This is a genomic window from Streptomyces sp. DSM 116793 (assembly GCF_057320905.1).
Window position 1 is genome coordinate 9,270,531 of record NZ_CM170494.1, and the last position, 16,783, is coordinate 9,287,313.

The 16,783-nt window shown below is 69.1% G+C and carries 12 protein-coding genes and 2 pseudogenes; 5 read left to right on the plus strand and 9 right to left on the minus strand.

All coding sequences use genetic code 11. From position 1 onward, the window contains the following. Positions 1-438: 438 nt before the first annotated feature. Positions 439-1,389 (minus strand): helicase associated domain-containing protein, encoded by a 951-nt coding sequence (locus tag ACSMXW_RS36840; protein ID WP_485802913.1) that lies wholly within the window; start codon positions 1,387-1,389, stop codon positions 439-441. A 448-nt stretch (positions 1,390-1,837) separates the two neighbouring features. On the opposite strand from ACSMXW_RS36840, the gene ACSMXW_RS36845 reads away from it, so the two are divergent. The 3 genes from ACSMXW_RS36845 (at position 1,838) to ACSMXW_RS36855 (ending at position 5,749) form a co-directional block, all read left to right on the plus strand. Then, entirely contained in the window at positions 1,838-2,938 is a 1,101-nt protein-coding gene (locus tag ACSMXW_RS36845; RefSeq protein ID WP_485802915.1) for an amidohydrolase family protein, read from the plus strand. 935 nt (positions 2,939-3,873) lie between these two features. Then, entirely contained in the window at positions 3,874-5,139 is a 1,266-nt protein-coding gene (ltrA, locus tag ACSMXW_RS36850) for a group II intron reverse transcriptase/maturase (RefSeq protein WP_485802917.1), read from the plus strand. A gap of 226 nt (positions 5,140-5,365) precedes the next feature. Further along, positions 5,366-5,749 (plus strand): hypothetical protein, encoded by a 384-nt coding sequence (locus ACSMXW_RS36855; protein ID WP_485802919.1) that lies wholly within the window; start codon positions 5,366-5,368, stop codon positions 5,747-5,749. Between the two features lie 94 nt (positions 5,750-5,843). Here ACSMXW_RS36855 and ACSMXW_RS36860 read toward each other — a convergent pair whose 3' ends face one another. The 6 genes and pseudogenes from ACSMXW_RS36860 to ACSMXW_RS36885 all read right to left on the minus strand — a co-directional run bounded on the left by ACSMXW_RS36860 (position 5,844) and on the right by ACSMXW_RS36885 (position 10,058). Then, positions 5,844-6,428 carry a hypothetical protein gene (locus tag ACSMXW_RS36860; protein ID WP_485802920.1) on the minus strand — a complete coding sequence of 195 codons (585 nt, stop codon included), beginning with the start codon at positions 6,426-6,428 and terminating at the stop codon, positions 5,844-5,846. Between the two features lie 136 nt (positions 6,429-6,564). Continuing rightward, a pseudogene (locus ACSMXW_RS36865) lies at positions 6,565-7,296 on the minus strand (Tn3 family transposase); the annotation flags it as partial. Positions 7,297-7,618: 322 nt separating this feature from the next. Further along, positions 7,619-8,146: a hypothetical protein gene (locus ACSMXW_RS36870; protein WP_485802922.1), complete on the minus strand. Its 528-nt coding sequence runs from the start codon at positions 8,144-8,146 to the stop codon at positions 7,619-7,621. A gap of 276 nt (positions 8,147-8,422) precedes the next feature. After that, positions 8,423-8,998: a hypothetical protein gene (locus ACSMXW_RS36875; RefSeq protein WP_485802924.1), complete on the minus strand. Its 576-nt coding sequence runs from the start codon at positions 8,996-8,998 to the stop codon at positions 8,423-8,425. Between the two features lie 180 nt (positions 8,999-9,178). Beyond that, positions 9,179-9,439 (minus strand): hypothetical protein, encoded by a 261-nt coding sequence (locus tag ACSMXW_RS36880; RefSeq protein ID WP_485802925.1) that lies wholly within the window; start codon positions 9,437-9,439, stop codon positions 9,179-9,181. A gap of 70 nt (positions 9,440-9,509) precedes the next feature. Continuing rightward, positions 9,510-10,058: a hypothetical protein gene (locus ACSMXW_RS36885; protein ID WP_485802927.1), complete on the minus strand. Its 549-nt coding sequence runs from the start codon at positions 10,056-10,058 to the stop codon at positions 9,510-9,512. Between the two features lie 1,330 nt (positions 10,059-11,388). On the opposite strand from ACSMXW_RS36885, the gene ACSMXW_RS36890 reads away from it, so the two are divergent. After that, positions 11,389-11,643, plus strand: a complete 255-nt coding sequence (locus ACSMXW_RS36890) for a hypothetical protein (protein ID WP_485802929.1) — start codon at positions 11,389-11,391, stop codon at positions 11,641-11,643. Positions 11,644-11,867: 224 nt separating this feature from the next. Further along, positions 11,868-12,851, plus strand: a complete 984-nt coding sequence (locus tag ACSMXW_RS36895; protein ID WP_485808535.1) for a L,D-transpeptidase — start codon at positions 11,868-11,870, stop codon at positions 12,849-12,851. Between the two features lie 66 nt (positions 12,852-12,917). On the opposite strand, the gene ACSMXW_RS36900 is transcribed toward ACSMXW_RS36895, so the two are convergent. Continuing rightward, positions 12,918-15,356: a helicase associated domain-containing protein gene (locus tag ACSMXW_RS36900; RefSeq protein WP_485802930.1), complete on the minus strand. Its 2,439-nt coding sequence runs from the start codon at positions 15,354-15,356 to the stop codon at positions 12,918-12,920. A 405-nt stretch (positions 15,357-15,761) separates the two neighbouring features. Further along, positions 15,762-16,606, minus strand: a pseudogene (locus tag ACSMXW_RS36905) (IS5 family transposase). Between the last annotated feature and the right edge of the window lie 177 nt (positions 16,607-16,783).

The window sequence follows — 16,783 nt, forward strand, 5'->3', positions numbered from 1 at the left end:
CCACGCCGAGCGCCTGGTCGACCGCCTCGTCTATCAGCCGCTCGGTGCGCCGGGACACATACGCGTAGTCCCGGCAGGTCCGCCGGCAGTAGCGCGGCCTGCGCCCCGTCTTCGGCTGCGTCACCGGCCCGCCGCACCACGCACACCGGTCCGCCCCCGGCGACGTGCCCGCACTGCTGTCCATGCCCGTGGACCGTACCCGCCCCCGCAGCCACCACAGCAGCCGGTACCCAGCGTCACCGCCCGCCCGCCGCACCGTTTCGCTGGAAGTTGCGCAGGGGTCACATCTACTGCGCCAACTCCCACGCCATCTCCTACGCCATCTACCGAGCCATCTACTGAGCCATCTACTGAGCTGCTCTCCGTGACCGCCCGCGTTGTCGCAGGCCAGGGCCCGTGGTGGGCGTGGTCGGGGTGCTGACATCCCCTCTGCTGCCGCTACTCCACGACGAAATGAAGAAAAAAAGGGAGGGTGGGGTGGGTGTGGTCGGCGCGGCGGCATCGGGGATCGGGCGCGGCGGGTGCTCTGCGGCGCGCGGCCTGGCGGCCGGCGCGATGGCGGTGAGCGCCCGCCGCGGCGGGAAGGTGGGAGCGTCGCGGGCCGGGCGGCGTGGTGTGCGACTCGCGGGACGCCGGGATCACGGGTGCGGCCTGCGCTGCCCAGTCGAGTCCGAGGGCGGCGAGCGCGGTGAGTTTGTCGGTGGTGAGTTTGGCGCGCCTGGTCTTCGTGTTGGACAGGAACACCCCGAGCTTGACCTCGGTGCCTTCCGGAAGCTGCTCTACGTGGGCCCTGGGGACGGTCACGGAGCGGGTGCGGGCCTTGTACTGCTCCAGGGCCGCCACGCCTCGCTCGAAGGCCCCAGACGCTGCCTTGGGGGCTTTGGCGGGCGGTTCCTGCTCCGGTGGCAGCGGCACGACGCCGAGCTGCTCCAGGAGCTCGCGCTGTTCGTCCATCAGCCCGGCCCAGACCGTGTGCTGCCGTTGGCGGGCCAGCCACTTGCCGACGTCCATCCTGTGCACGGTGACGCCGGGCAGGACATCGGCCCGGCCCTCTTCGTCGCGTACCAGCTCCCGCAGCGCGGCGTAGTGCCGTTGCCATTCCGCTGGCCACGCCGGGTTCCAGTGCTCGTCCACGGCCTCCAGCGCGGCCTTCCACTCGGGGTGGCCATCCAGCGCACCGGGACGCCGCAGATTGGACAGCCATTGCTCCACCGGCCGGTCCAGCATCGTCGCGGACCGGGGCGCGCACAGCGTCCGGTGCTGCTCGTAGTACGCCTTGGCGGCTTCCAGGTTCTCCTGGAGCCGCTCATCCGCTACCGACCACACCATGCCGAGCCGTTCCAGCCGCTGTGCGCGCTGCCCGCTCATCTCCCCGGCCGCGTGGACCACAACAGCTCCCTCGCCGCTGATACGCGATGGGAAACGCGCGTACGTCCTCAGGCCCAGCCTCAGTCTGTCGGCCTGACCCGCCGTGCCACCCGCGGTGTCCGAGAGGCCGAGGCTGAGGCCGGGGGAAGCTCAGGTGTGAGAAGGGCAACACCGTACAAGTGATCGCGAACGGGCTGGATTCCGTCTTCCGTTTGTGACGGGTCGCGTCGGCGGGGCCGGCGCCTGTCACTCGGACCGGAGCTGCACGGTGCTCCAGCCGGGCACATGGCGCCTCGTTCTTCCCCGCGTGCGGTGCCAGAGTCCAACTCATGCCCATAAAGGGGATTCAATGACTCAGTTCGAGAGTGTCGACGTGAACGTTCAGGGCGGTGACCTGCCCGGGTCCTACGCCTTGCACGCCAGGTCCATGTTCGATGGGTTCACGATGTCAGGTCCGGCGACCGTGCATGTGGAGGACGGCCAGATCCTCTTCGTGGACCGGACGGGAGCGATACCGTCCGGCAAGCATGTCGTCGACCTGGGCCCCGACGTGTGCCTCTTGCCAGGACTGGTGGAGGCCCATATGCATCTTGCTTTCGACGCGGGCCCGCAGGCCGTCGAGTCGCTCAAGGCCGTCGATGACGAGCAGCTCCTGGTCCAGATGCGCGAGGCGGCCCACAGCGCGGTACTCGCGGGCATCACCACGGTGCGGGACCTCGGCGACCGGAACTTCTTGTCGCTGACCCTGGCGGAGGAGTTCAGGAAGGCGCCGGAACGAGGGCCGGAGATCCTCGCCGCGGGTCCGCCCATCACCACCCCCGGCGGGCACTGTTACTTCATGGGCGGGGAGACACAGGGAACGGACGCACTGATCGTCGCGGTGCGGGAACGCCACCACCGCGGATGCGCGGTCGTGAAGATCATGGCCAGCGGCGGCAACATGACCGCGGGATCCGATCCCGGCTCGTCGCAGTACACCAGGGACGAGATCCGTACCGTTGTCGAGGAGGCGCACCGGCTGGGTCTGCCCGTGGCAGCGCACGCGCACGGGATGGAAGCCATCATCGACGCGGTGAGCGTCGGCGTGGACACCGTTGAGCACGTGTCGTTTTTTGAGCGCGAGCTCAAGGAACTGGATCACGACGTGCTGCGCGGTATCGCCGCGAGCGACACATATCTCAGCCTGACGTTCGGCATGCCGGTGAGCGTCGACGCCCTTCCGGAAGCGGGCCGGAAAACCATCGCGAGGGCGCGGGAGATCAGCCAGTACCTGATAGGTATCGGTGCCAAAGTCGTGATCGGATCGGACGCCGGCGTCCATTCCGTCAAGCCGCACAATGTGCTGCCGTACGCCGCCCTGGATCTTGTGGAGTGCGGATTGTCTCCGCTCCGGTCGCTGCAAACGCTCACCAGTCAGGCTGCCAGGGCGTGCCGGGTCGAAGGGCGCAAGGGCCGTATCCAGGCCGGCGCGGACGCCGACTTCCTGGCGGTTCACGGCGATCCGCTGGAAGACCTGAACAGGCTGCGGGACGTCCGGGCGGTCTTCCGCTCCGGGCTCCGGGTCCGCTGAGGTGCGCCGGGAGGCGCTTTGCCCGCACGGGCAGCGCCTCCCGGTTACGCCCGGCAGTCCTGACGTGTGAGCGGTCATCGTGCCGGTGCCCGGCGGTCCGCTGGCGCGACCCGACGGAACAGACTAAGCATCAGATGCCGGGAATAAACATCGGGAGAAAACGACCTCTTACGCCGCCGCCCGTCGTGGAAGGCGGCACGACCTGGTGCACTCACCAGTCGTCGGGCGCGCTGCCCACCCACGCGATCGGCTGCCCCGCGCTGTTGCGGCCCCAGTGCGGTTCCTCCATCGAGGTCTCGTGACCGTCGTCCAGGACACAGACGCGTCCCCAGCGGCCGTGCTTGCCCGGGCATTGCGACCTGACGTGAAAAGGAGTTGATTGTAGGACAGCTTCCAATTGCGGTGCTGTGCGGAAGATGAAGGTTTTGTGGCCCTTCGGAGCCGCCCTACGGGGGGAGGCTTCAAACCACCTCATGCTGCGTTGGCTTAAGACCGTCGTGGTGAGCGATGAGGAAAAGGCGTCGTGAGAGGCGTCAGGTGGGGATCGGAAAGACGAACGCAAGTGAATCGCTGCTGAAGTGTCGAAAGCAAGTTAGATGACATCGAAACCGGGGTGTTGTCCAAATTCCGGGATGAGCCTGGCGGGTGCCCGTTTATTGGCCAGGTGGTGTCCGGCATGCAGGCGACGTGAGTCCGATCTGCGGCTTCCGTGCGGAACAGGTGAAGGCGTGTCCCGACACTGCCCACCGCATCGCGGTGGCAAGAGGGAGAGCCCCAGGCAGACGCAACTGTGAGGGGTCGAGTACCGATGCGGGGCGCGCTGGCGGACCGGCTCGTAGTAGTGACGAAGCTCCTGTAATGGGAGTGGAGCGAAGGGGCCGGGTCGCTCGTGACTGTGTTGATCACATCAACCGGACGTGTCCGGGAGGAGTGCGATGGGCCAGTTGAAGTCACAGGCTAAACCGTTTGATATTTCGAAGTGGGAAGTCAAGGAGGCGTGGGAGGAAGTCAGGGCTAACAAGGGTGCGCCTGGTGTGGATGGACAGAGCCTCGATGACTTCGAGAAGGACCTGAAGAACAACCTTTATAGGGTCTGGAATCGGATGTCGTCGGGCTCGTACTTTCCGCCCCCGGTGCGCGCGGTGGCCATTCCCAAGTCACATGGAGGCGGTATCAGGATGCTGGGTATTCCTGCTGTCGCCGACCGGGTGGCTCAGACCGTGGTGGCCCGGCATCTGATGCGAAGGGTGGAGCCTATTTTCCATCCGGACAGCTTTGGATATCGGCCTGGGCGGTCCGCGTTGGATGCAGTAGCGAAATGCCGGGAACGGTGTTGGAGGCGGAGCTGGGTGGTGGAGTTCGACATCGCCAAGTTCTTCGACAGCGTGCCCTGGGACCTGCTGGTCAAGGCGGTGGAAGCGCACACCGACGCCGTTTGGGTGAAGTTGTATGTGCGGAGGTGGCTTGCGGCCCCGCTCGTCATGCCCGACGGCACTTTGCATGAACGGGAGCGCGGAACCCCGCAAGGGGCCCCCGCGTCTCCCGTCCTGGCAAACCTGTTCCTGCACTACGCGTTCGACGCCTGGATGGCCCGGGAGTTCCCGACCGTCTGGTTCGAACGGTACGCCGACGACGCGGTGCTGCACTGCGTCAGTGAGCGCCAGGCCCGCGAGGTGCTGGCCGCGCTCACGGACAGGATGGCCGAGGTCGGACTGCAACTGCACCCGGCCAAGACCCGGATCATCTACTGCAAGGACGGAACGCGACCCCGCTCCTACGAGCACACCGCGTTCACGTTCCTGGGGTACACGTTCCGCGCCAGGAGGAACCGGCACAAGAACGGCGAGAAGTTCCTGTCGTTCGAGCCGGCGATCAGCAGGGAAGCCCTGACGAGGATCGGCCGGACGGTGCGGTCCTTGCACCTGCACACCCGGACCGATCTGACCCTCAACGAGCTCGCACAGAAGCTGAATCCTCTGGTGTCGGGCTGGTTCAACTACTACGGGCGTTTTCGGCCGTGGGAGCTGATCCCCTTCGCGATGCGCATCAATGCCTACCTGGTGCGTTGGGTCCGCAAGAAGTACAAGCGGTTCACGGCCAAGCGGAGGGCGCTGGAGAAGGTGCAGGAGATCGCTAGGCGATACCCCCGCATGTTCGCCCACTGGCGCCTCGCTCCGTCTGTGAGTGCCGTGGCGGTCTGAAGATCAGAGCGGCAAGAGCCGTGTAACGGGAGACTGTTATGCACGGTTCTGTGAGGGCCGGGGGGTGAGATTCCCCCCGGCTACTCGGCGATTCCGGTGAGCCGGGCCACGTCACCCTCGCGCACGGCCTGGTCGTAGCGGTCCTGGAACGGCTGGAGGCGGGCACACAGCTCGGTAGGGCCTTCTCCAGGCCGTCGATCGCGCGGGCCGTGGGCTCGAAGACCTGGTGCAGGTAGTCGGCGGTGACGCCGTTTGGAGCGCGTTCGGCGAGCATGCGCCACTGCTCGCGCTTGCGGTGACAGAGAGGTTCGTCGTTCTCAGCGGCGCGACCCGCCGCGCCATTGAGGCCCTCAAGGGCCAGGGCCTGGATGGCGGCCCCATCACGCCGCCTCTGCCGGGCTATGTCGAGCTACTGGCGGAAGACGGGCTGGACCCCGAGGCGCCCGACCTCGGTGTTCTCCAGGACCGCGCGCAGGATGCGTACAAAGCGTTCCTGCGGACTGCGGCCAATGTGTCCAACAACCGATCGTTTGACGACAGATACGCTGACTGCCGCATCCGGCCGGGGCCGGTTGTTGTACTCCCTGGGGTCCGCCACCCTGGCGGGTGAGGCGGGCCCGCTGAGCCGCGATCGACGTCGGCGGTGAGACCATGCCGAGCTCGGTCGAGGTCATGGGGTTGGCCGAAGAGGCTGACCAGTAGCTTCATGCCTCGACGATGATGGTGCCTATGGTCGATTCCGGGCCGGGCCCTTCCGGACGGTCGACCTTCCACCAACCCAGGACGTCCTGGTACTCCGGCTGTGGGATCGCACGTCCCTCGGCAGTCATCAGGCGTCCCTGATACGCCTGGGCGTAACGTGCTCGAACCGAGTAGACGCCGGGTTCGTCAGGAACAACGAGGTCGCACGACACATTTACCCACTCCGCCGGACCTGGGTTGTCTTCCGCCAGCGCCTCGACGTGCGTGCCGGCATTGACCACCATCAAGCCGCCGCCGCTGCGCTGCTTGCCGTTCCATACCGACGCCTGGGCCCGATCCTGGCCCGCCAGCCCAACGATCACCTGATTGATGGCGTTGCCACACTCCGAGCAATCATGCAGCACGTCGAAACTGACCTTGTGCGAACCTCCTCCGCGCACGTGTACCACGTCGGCCTGGCCATCGATCTTCACGTTGCGGATCTTGAACCGAAATCCCGTCCCGCCTCCGTACGGCTCGACCATCTCTGTGTCGGGAGTGAGAGCCGTGGTTCGGCGGACATCGCTGTGACTCATCTTGTCGGTCATATGCCAAGTAAACAGGTGGCCACTGACAAGGCCGGGCCCGCCCTTCAACGAGGTCGACACGTCAGCGTCAGAACACAGCTTCTGAGCCGCCGTACGGTACGACGCCGCGTTGGTGCCTGCCGGCTGACAACCCGCTTCAGTCGGCAGCCGACTCGTCCTCGTCTTCGTCCAGCTCCAGTGCGTTTGGATCGCGCAGCGGGCGCAGGGCGCCTGCGGCCGGGGTGGAGGCGGTGAAGCTGTAGCGGCCGAGCAGGTTCAGGTTGCGGTGCTTGAGCGGGGAGAGCCGGGTGATGTCCTCGTCCCGAATCTCGTGGCCCTCGGCCTTCAGCTGGACGACGGCGGCGTCGATGCAGCGGGTCGTCCAGAGCACGATGGCGTTGAGGACCAGGCCGAGCGCGCCGAGCTGATCCTCCATGCCGTCGCGGTACGCCTGGTGGATGGTGCCGCGCTTGCCGTGGCACACATCCCGGGCCAGCTTGTGGCGGGATTCCTGCACGGTGAGCTGCCGGTTCATCTGCCAGCGGTAGGTGTCGTCCACTGGGTCGGTGACCCGCAGCAGGTGCTCGGTCTTCGCGATTCGCCCGTACTCCGCGAACGCGGCGCCCAGCGGGGTCGGGCGCCCGTCGCGTCCGAACATGCGCAGCAGGTCGTAGGCGCGGACCTGGTTGGTGACCAGGGAACCGGCGACCTTCAGCATGTCCGGCCAGTGCGTGATCACCTTGTTCAGGTTCACGCGGTTGCGGGCCAGGTCCTCCACCACGCCGTAGCTGCCGGTCTCGACGCCGGGCATCATGGCCCGCCAGAACCGCTGGTCGTCCAGGTCGCGGAACCTGGGGCTGGAGTTGTAGCCGAGGATCTTGAACAGGCCGGCGAGCTCCTGAAGCGTGCGCAGGGAACCGGGGCGGGCGTCCGCCGTCCGGGGCGGGGCCGGCTCTAGGCTGATGCCGAGGCTCTCGCACACGGTCAGGAACGTCGAGGAGACGCCGGCCGTCCCGTGGTCGAGGACGAGTGTCTCGGGCACGGCCGCCGGCCGCGCCGCGGTGGCCTCGATCCGGGCGGGCAAGGACATCAGCCGCCGCGCCGGCCCGCCCGCGTGGGCCTGCTCCAGCAGGGCGGGCCAGCCCGGGCGCAGCATCTGGGGCACGGCCAGCTCGGCCAGCAGCACCGACAGCTCAACCGGCCCGCCCTGCTCAGGGTGCAGTACGGCGGCCAGCACGCAGCCGCCCGCCTGATCCAGCGCGGCCGTCACCGCCACCTTCACCCCGGCCCTGTCCTCGCCCACCGCGCCGTCTGGCAGGCGGGCGGTGGCGACATGGACCCGCTCCGCGGGCCGCAGCGCGGCAGGCGGGCCACCGGCCCGGCCCGCTGCGGTGGCGGTGCGCGGCCGGGCTGCCCGGCGGCTCGGCCGGATCCGACAGCGCCTTCACCAGCCGGTACAGCGACGAGCGGGCAGGCAGCCGTACCCGGCCCGGCTCGTGGGTGTCCGCCACGATCTGCTCCGTCAGCTCGATGACCTGCCGGGTGGTGGTCTTCCTCCGCCCCCGGCACCGGCGCAGCGCCTCCAGCATGGCGGCCACCACCCGCTCGTCCGTACGCCCGGTGGGCGACGGGCCGCGCAGGTGGCGCTTGTCGACCAGCCCCCACAGCCCCGGCGCCAGCTGCTCGAACCGTACCGCTACGGCGGCCTCCACCCAGCGGCGCTGCACGATCAGTCGCACCGGCCGCGCCGAGACAGGCCTACCACGTGCGGATTGCGGTCCAGGACCATCAGCTGCGTGCACATCGCCTGCGAACCGTCGACGCCGGCGACGCCGACCTGGCCGTGAACCGCCCCTCCGCATCTGCCGCGCGCCTCCAGGCGGCCGCCGTACGACCGCCCGCCCGGCTCGCCTCGGGCTCGTCGTCCGTGATGACGGCGGTGATCCCCTTCGGCCGGGGGCGTCCCAACGTCCTGGCTCCGGCAGTGGAGCCGCCGGCTGTTACGGCCGTGGTGTTCAGGCGCTGCCCCAGGCTTCGAAGAAGCGTGCGCGGTCGTCCCCTGCCTCGTGCTGCCGGCGCTTGGCGAGCAGGACGTGCCAGGCGGTGGTCTCGGCGTCGCGCAGCCACAGCTGGCCGAGGTAGCGGGCGCCTGGGATGAGGGTGTCGTGGGCGAGTGCGTCGCCGATCACTTTGGTCACGGCGTCGCGCTGCTGGTCGTCGAGCTCGGCCAGGAAGCTGAGCACGCGGTCGGCGATGCCCGCTTCGTTGCCCCGGGCCAGGCGGTCGAAGAACGGGCCGCCCATGTTGCCGGGGTCGATGTACAGGGCGGCAGTGCCTCCCGCCTTCTCCAGCGCCATCCAGAACTCGTCGCCGTCGGGTGTGCCTGGCAGGGGCAGGGCGGCGAAGAGGTCGATCAGATGGCCGTTGGATGCCTGGTTGTAGGAGACGTCGCAGGCTGCCGCGGAAGCGATCTGCGCGACGTGTCCGGCGTTCAGTCCTTCGCCCTGGGGCCAGTCCAGTGGGATGTTGAGCTGCTGGGCGAGGTGCTGGGCCAGCTCACCGTCGTTGTCGAGGAATCCCCGGATGATCACAAGTTCCCCCAGGGCAGTGCCAGTTGGCGTGCAGAGGCGGCTCTCATTGCCCTCAGTCTGCCGAATGGGGCGGTGATCCGCTGGGGTGCGCGGACAACGTCTGGAAATCGCTCGTCCGGCGCCGGCGGCATGGGCGCCGTCCAGACCCAGCCCCGTCGTGCGGTGGCGGCGGGCAGCTGCTCACGCTCGTACGGCGGACATCCCCGCGGCCGTGCGCGAGCGGGCCCCCGCCGTCGTGGGCGAGCTGGGCGGGGTGCCGGGGGGTGCTGTTACGGCTGTGCGTGCCGGTTGTCCGCCGTGCCGGGCCGTGCGGCGGCCCGTCGTACGGTGCCCCGCCGGCGCCGAGGGCAGTTGCCGCATGCCGGGGTCGGCCCGTACCTGGTCGGCGATCTCCCGGGCGATGACGAGGTGGGTGCCGCGCGGCGCCGGGGTGCTGGCCATGTCGTCGTCCTTCACGTCTGCCGACCGGGCGGATCACCCTACCGGCGGGCGGACGGCCTCCCCGGACGGGTTACAGCCGGTGCTGGTGATGCAGCCGGGGGCCGACGCCGATCCACCGGAGGATTCCCGGGGCGGGCAGCGGGGGCAGGCCGTGGCGGGCGGCTTCGGCGGCCAGGGCGCGGGCGAGGCCGGCGTGGATGCTCTCGTCGCCGCGGTGGCCGGCCTCGACGTCGGCGAGGACGCGGCGCAGGGGGTGGGCGCGGATCTCGATCCGGCCGCGGTAGGTGATGCGGACGTGGCGTTCGAGGATCTCGATCCAGGACCAGGCGTCCAGCCCGGCGGCGAGGGCGACGCGGTCGATGTGGTCGCCGAGCTGCTCGCCGCCGCCGGTCCAGGCGGTGTACTGACGCAGTCCGCCGCCGGACAGGGGGACGTCGACGCACACCAGGGCCTCGGGCTCCATACCGCTCAACGCGTCGGCCACCACGGCCTGTTCGACGAGGCGCTGACCGCCATCGGGACTCAGCGCCGGCCCCGATGCGGGCGCGGGCGGGACGGCGAGGGTCGGCACGGTCAGCTCGGCAGGGGCGGCGAGCAGGACGGCGGGGAGCGACGGCACAGCGCCCCGCCTGGTCAACGACCCCAGTGCTGGCAGGGCACGGCCGGCACCGCGGCCCGGGACCGGCATGGCCGTGCCGGCGGCCGCCCGGGGCGTGCGGCGGCGGGCCGGTGTGCGCCCTGTCCGGCCGGCCCGCCCGGCCGTACGGTCGTGACGGCGCCCCGGCGTTCGGGGAGGTCGCTGAAGAGGGTGGGGGAGCGTATGGAGAGGCGGAGCGTGCTCGGTGCGGGTCCGGCTGTGGCGGCGCCGGGGGCGCGCAGAGGGGTGCGAGGGAGGGCGCACCAGAGGGTGCACCGGGGGGCGAGCCAAGGGTTGCGCCAGGGGGTGCGCAGCATCTGGGAGCGATCATGGGGCGGTGCAGGTCAAGGCCTGTTTTTCATCTGGTGAGTTCGCTGACTTCCCCCTGTCTGCCCCTCTCGCGCCCCCTTCTCATCTTGGTGGTGAAGGAAATAAGGAAGGGAGGGAGGGCGGGCGCTCGAGGGGCAGCCAGGGGGCCCCGGGGCGGCGCTGCGCGCGGCTGGCGGGGGACCGGCGGCGGGCAGGGGAGGGAGCCCGCCGCGGATGGGTCGGGGGCGCGCCGCGCCCCGACCGCTGTTGCCCCGGCGCGGCGCAGTGCCGGCCACGCCGTGACGCCCGGGGAGCGTCAGAAACGCCGGGGCCCCACGCGCCGTGGGGCCCCGGCGCCCACCCGGCGGGAGCGAGCTCGGGCGAGGGCGGAGCGTTGGCAGGGCCGCATGCCCCGCGCGCGTCCCAGTCCACCTCGGCCCGCGCCGCGGGCAGTGCGTCGAGTCGGCGCACGACCCCTTGTCCTGGTCCGCTACCGCCCCGGCCGCTGCCGCGTTTCTCCTTGACCACGGCCGCTACCGGCCACGGTCAGATCGCGGACAAGGGAATCCCCTGCACGCTGCTCCTCGATCACCGCCCACCCAAGGGCGGCCCGAAGCGAAGGAGCCACCGCGATGACCACGCACCGACCATGGGCAGGCGCCCGGCGCGCCCGGCCCCGGCCATGGGACCGACCGGCAGCAGGCAAGCCGCCCTCCTGCGGTATGCACTTGGGGTGCCACTTTGGGACCCACTTTGGTGCCCGGCGCCCATCGGGACGGGAAATCCGCAGGTCACATGCAGATACGGCCCTTGCGTCGCGTTGTCACAACCTCTTCTCTCCTCCTCTCACTGACCAAGCCCTGGGATATGGGTGGGGGTGGGCGTCAGTGGTGGAGGCGATCCTCGGGTTCGATCGTGTTCAGCAGCATCGGCGGACCGGCCGGTCCGCTCGGAAGCCGCCTTCGCGTCCTTCGCCGGCGTCTCGCCGATTCCTGCCTCCTCTGTGCTCGCCAACCGGCACCGGCTCAACCGGAGTGGAGACCGGCAGCTCAACCGCGCCATGCACACGATCACCTTGATCCGCATGCGGCTTGACCGGCCACGAATGCGTATGTCGCCCGGAAAATCGCCGAGGGGAAGACTCCTCGCGACGCGCATAGATGCCTCAAGCGGGTCATCTGCCGCTCGATCTTCAAGACCCTCGAACGGACTGAACGCACCAAGACTGGGAGCATCCAGGAACGTACTCGCGGCTTGACACGACATAGCAGCCTCGGGGGCTGCGGACCTCAATTTTGTCGGGCCGGGGCGGGCCATCCGCCCGTCTGTCCTACGGTCTTGCCTGCTCGGATACGCGCCAGGACTTGACGGTCCCTTTATATATGTTCTGCGACCATTTGGTCGGCTTCTGTATCCTTTACAGGTGTCGGATGCCGACGTGAGCGATGTGACTGGAGCTGCAGCGTGGTTGTGGACCGAATAATGGGCCGTCGAAAGCACATAAGAATCGCACTGATCATGGGAGCGGTTCTGGCCGGCGCCAGTGCTTGCAGTGCAAGCGGGTCGTCCTCGGCCGCCCGGTCGCCCTCGGCCAAGGCGGCAGCGGCAGCGGTACAAGCGAAGATGGCGACGAAGCCCAAGCCGCCGGCCGGTCCGCCGATGCTGCTGAACACGATCGAACCCGAGGACGGGGCCACGGTCGGAGTGGCGATGCCGATATCGGTCAACTTCAGCAACCCGGTCGCGACGTCCGCCCGGGCCGGGGTCGAACACCACATGAAGGTGTCGGCGTCCCAGCCGGTGGAGGGAGCCTGGCACTGGTTCAGCTCGACCCGGGCGGACTGGCGTCCGCTGCACTTCTGGACCGCCGGTACCAAGGTCACCCTGAACGCCGATCTGACCGGCGTGAAGAACGGCAACGGCCGGATCGGTGTGCACAGCTATGTGCACCACTTCACCATCGGATCGGATGTCCAGACCACGGTGTCGGTGCCCAACCACTCGATGACAGTCACCGAGAACGGCAAGGTGCTGCGCACGATCCCGGTCGACGCCGGCAGCCCCACCTTCCCGTCCTGGGACGGAACGATGGCAGTGATCGACAAGCAGAAAGAGCTGCGGCAGACCTCCTGCAGCGTCGGTATCGCCTGCAACAAGAATGACCCCAACTACTACGACCTGGTACTGCCCTGGGACGTCCACCTCACCACGTCGGGCACCTATCTCCATTACTCCACCGGCGACCCGGACCCGGGCCACGGCAACGGATCGCATGGCTGCGTGCACCTGTCCTTTGCCAACGCCGAGTGGTTCTACAACCTGACCAAGCAGGGTGACCCCGTCACCATCACCGGATCTCCGCGCGGTAAGGCCGCCGGAGACAACGGCTACGGGGACTTCAATCTGTCGTGGTCGAACTGGCTCGGTGCCAGCGCGACCGGTCAGCAGACAACCGCCGCTCTGTAGGACCTCAGTGGGCGGTTCATGAGTCTTTGAGTGGATCTGCTGTGTAGACCGATGCGCTCGCGTCCATCACGACCACCGCATCCCGATCGCGGACAACTGCTCCACCCGCTCCGGGGACAGTGTCGCGGCCCGTGAGCGCTGGTTCCCGATCCATGCCCCGAGCCGGAGCTCCCGCTCCTCCTCGCCGAGGACGATCCGTTCGACGTGCTTCCTCGGCACCCGCAGGTGGCCCTCGCGCTCGTAGAACTGTCGGGCGGCCTGATAGTTCATGGCCCATTTGTCGGCCTGTGTACGCCGCGGGGGCGGCTTCTCGTCCTCGGCCGCAGACTCGATCCCGAGGACCTGCTCGCACATCCACTGCTGGACGGTGGTGAGGTTGTCCCAGCCGAGCCGGACCGAGCGCACCCACCGTCCGAGGTCCTCGCCCTGGTGCACGACGTCGCCCGGCTCGGTCGGCAGCGGGCGGCCGGCCTCCAGGTGCCGCCGGACGAGGTGGAAGCAGCGCTGCCACTCCACCGGCCAGCTCGGGCACCACGACGGGTCGATGTCCTCCAGCTGTTCGCGCCGCTCCTCCGACAGCGCCCCGGCCGACGACTGAACCGGCAGACCCTCGGCACGCCGCTGCTCGATCGCCTGCACCTTGCGGGCGGCGGCCCGCGCGTTCTTCAGCCAGATCCCCACCCGGTAGCCCTGGAAGGTGGCGTCGAGCGGGGCCAGGAGGTGGCCCGCCTCGGCCGCCCACCCGCGCGCCGCCGCGAGACCTTCCTCCCACGCGACGTCGAAGTGCGACCACACCATGCCCAGCTTCTCCAACTGCTCGATGCGGTCCTCGTCCATGTCCCCGCGGGCGTAGAAGCGCCGGTTGTCGGCGATCCACTGCCCGAGGGGGAAGTCCGCGAGCGAGGCCGGCCACCCCTCGGCCTCCACCGCCTGGCCCTCCCCGCCGGGCACCCGGTAGGTGAAGGGCACCTTCAGGTCGCCGTGCTCACGGGCGTAGATGACGGCGGCCTCCACCCCCCGCCGCCAGTGCTCGTGCTCGGGGTTGAGGACCCGCAGGTTGATGAACGCGGCCAGCTGCGCCGGGTCGCGCGGCGTGCTGAACTTCAGCAGCTTCCGGGCCAGGGCCGATGGCCCGCTGGACCCGTTCCCCTCGCCCCGGCTCTCTTGGCCCTGCGCGGCCTTCTGGACGGGCTTGTAGGCGCTGGGGGCCTGCTGCTCGGCGAGCTGCTCCACCACCCGGGCGTCGTGCGCTCTGAGCGCCTCCAGCAGCTTCGCCAACCCGCCGAACGCGCGGCTGGTGAGCATGTTGTCCGCGGTCTCGCCCGGCCCGAGCAGCACTGGCACGACCAGGCTGGCCACCTTCCCCTCGCCGGGCTGCATCCGCAGCGCGCGGCCCACGGCCTGGACGAGGTCGGGCATCGAGCCACGCACGTCGGCCCAGTACACGGAGTCGCAGTTCTTGGTGTCGACGCCCTCGCCCAGCACCTTCACCGAGCCCAGGAAGCACTTCTCCACGACCGTGCCGTCCGTGGCGATCCCATCGGCGAACTCCCCGAGGACCCGCCGCCGGTGGCTGGGCTTGTGCTCGCCGCACAGCCAGTCCGCCCAGATCGTGCGCGGGTACAGCTCGGGGTCGGCGGCGTGCAGCTGCGCGGCGACGTCGGTAAGGCCGGCCGCGAACGCCTCGGCCTCCTTCACCACGTGGTGGAAGACGAGCGTGCGCCGGAAGCCCTCCTCCGACGACGCCTTGAGCAGGGCGGTCTGGAGCGCGGCGAGCCGGGCCCCGCGGACCTCGTCCGAACGACCCTCAGCGCCCAGGAGCTGCGCGGCCTGGAGCTGCGTGTCGGTGATGTCCACGCACACCACCTGATAAGGGGCGCAGATTCCCCGGTCGATCGCCTCCGACAGCGTCAGCGTGAAGCAGCGGGCGCCGAACGGGCCGTCCGGGTCGTCCTCCATGCTCGCCACCAGCTCACCGGGCGCGCCCTCGGCCTCCTCGTCCAACTGCCACAGACGAGGCGTGGCGGTCATGTAGAGGCGGCGCAGGGACGGGATGCGGGTGTTGTCGTGGACGACCGCCCACGGCTTGCCCAGCCGCCCCGACGTCCGGTGCGCCTCATCGACCACGATCAGGTCCCACCCCGGAAGGCCAGCCTTGTGCGCGCGCTCCAGCGTGCCCAGCCCGAGGGAGGCGTACGTGGCGAAGACGGTGGCCTTGTCGAACGGCCGCACCCAGCCGACCAGTTCCTCCACGTCCGTGGTGTTGGGGAAGGTCACGTCCTCGCCCCGCAGGGACGAGACCCCGACCATCGGGCCCGTGCGGCCGGCCTCGCGCCACGCGGCCTCGGTCTGGGTGAGCAGATCCAGCGAGGGGACGAGCACCAGCACACGGCCCGCGCGGAGCTTCTCCGCGCTGCGGGCCGCAACCCGGGTCTTACCGGACCCGGTCGCCATGATCACCTGAGTCCGGAGCCCCCTCGCGGGAGTAAGCGATCTTGCAGACAATTCGAGGGCATGGACAACCGCGTCAACGGCTTCCTGCTGCGCCGCCTCACGCTGATCGGCGCGGCTTGTGGTCGACATATCCGTCTGCCTTCTCCTGGGCTCTTGGCTGGGCAGGAAGCGTGAAACCTGCACGTAGGAGGCGTGCGATCGGCTACGGTGAACCTCGCCTGACCCGGGTCGCAGCCTCAGGCCAGTAACCGGAAGCGTGATCGGAAACCGGTCCAGATCCCTTAGTGGTGATGCTGTCTGAGTCCAGACTCTATCCCATGCATCAAAGTGAAGCACTCGGAACCGAGAAAATCCTCGAACGTGGCTGAATTCTGTTACTGCTGCCTTGTGGCCACCATGCAAAGCAGCCTGACAACCGGTCAACTCATTCCACGTCCCTAGGGCGTTTCGTTTGGATCATCGGGCGGACCACAGGAAGATGCCTGCGATGTGGAGTCCGGCCAGGTAGATGGTCGCGGTCTTCTCGTAGCGGGTGGCGATGCCCCGCCACTGCTTGAGGCGGTTGATGCACCGCTCGACGGTGTTGCGCTGCTTGTATGTCTGCCGGTCGAAGGCCGGTGGCCTGCCGCCCCGGTTGCCTCGACGTAGCCGATGTCGTTGCTGGTCCGCCGGGATGGGAATCACTGCCCGGATGCCACGGTGACGAAGGTGATGGCGGATCGCGCGGGAGGAGTACGCCTTGTCCGCCAGGACCACGTCCGGCTTGGTGCGCGGCCGTCCACGGCGCCGGGGTACGCGCAGGCGGGCCATCACATCCATGAATGCGGGGGCGTCACCGGCCTGCCCGGCGGTGAGGACGAAGGCCAACGGTCGACAGTTGCCGTCGGCGGCGAGGTGGATCTTCGTGGTCAGCCCGCCGCGGGACCGTCCGATGGCATGGTCGTGCGGCTCGCCGGCCGGGGCCCCCTTTTGCGGGCCCCGGCTGCGTGCTGGTGAGCCCGCACGATCGTGGAGTCGACCGAGACGGCCCACTTCAAGTCCTCGTCTGCGTCGGCTTGGGCCATCAGGGCGATGAACACCCGCTCCCAGGTCCCATCGACGGCCCACATGCGCAGGCGGTTGTAGACGCCTCGCCAGTTGCCGTACCTCTCGGGCAGGTGGACCCACTGCGTTCCAGTCTGGAACCTGTAAGCGATCGCGTCGAGCACCTCACGGTGATCACGCCACCGGCCACCCCGCTGAGGCCTCCGATCCGGAAGTAACGGCTCGATCCGCGCCCACTGCGCATCAGTCAACGGCACACACGGACCAACGACTCACTGATCCAAACGAAACTGCCTAGGTCCCCCCTTCCGACGGCCCGTCACCCCTCCCTCCCCTTGCTGCTGCCGAGTCAGGCCGCGGGGAGCGTGGCCTGTTGGGTGGCTGGAGCGCAGCGGAGGCCACCGGTCCGGGCTTGCCCGGCCGTGCTCCTGGAG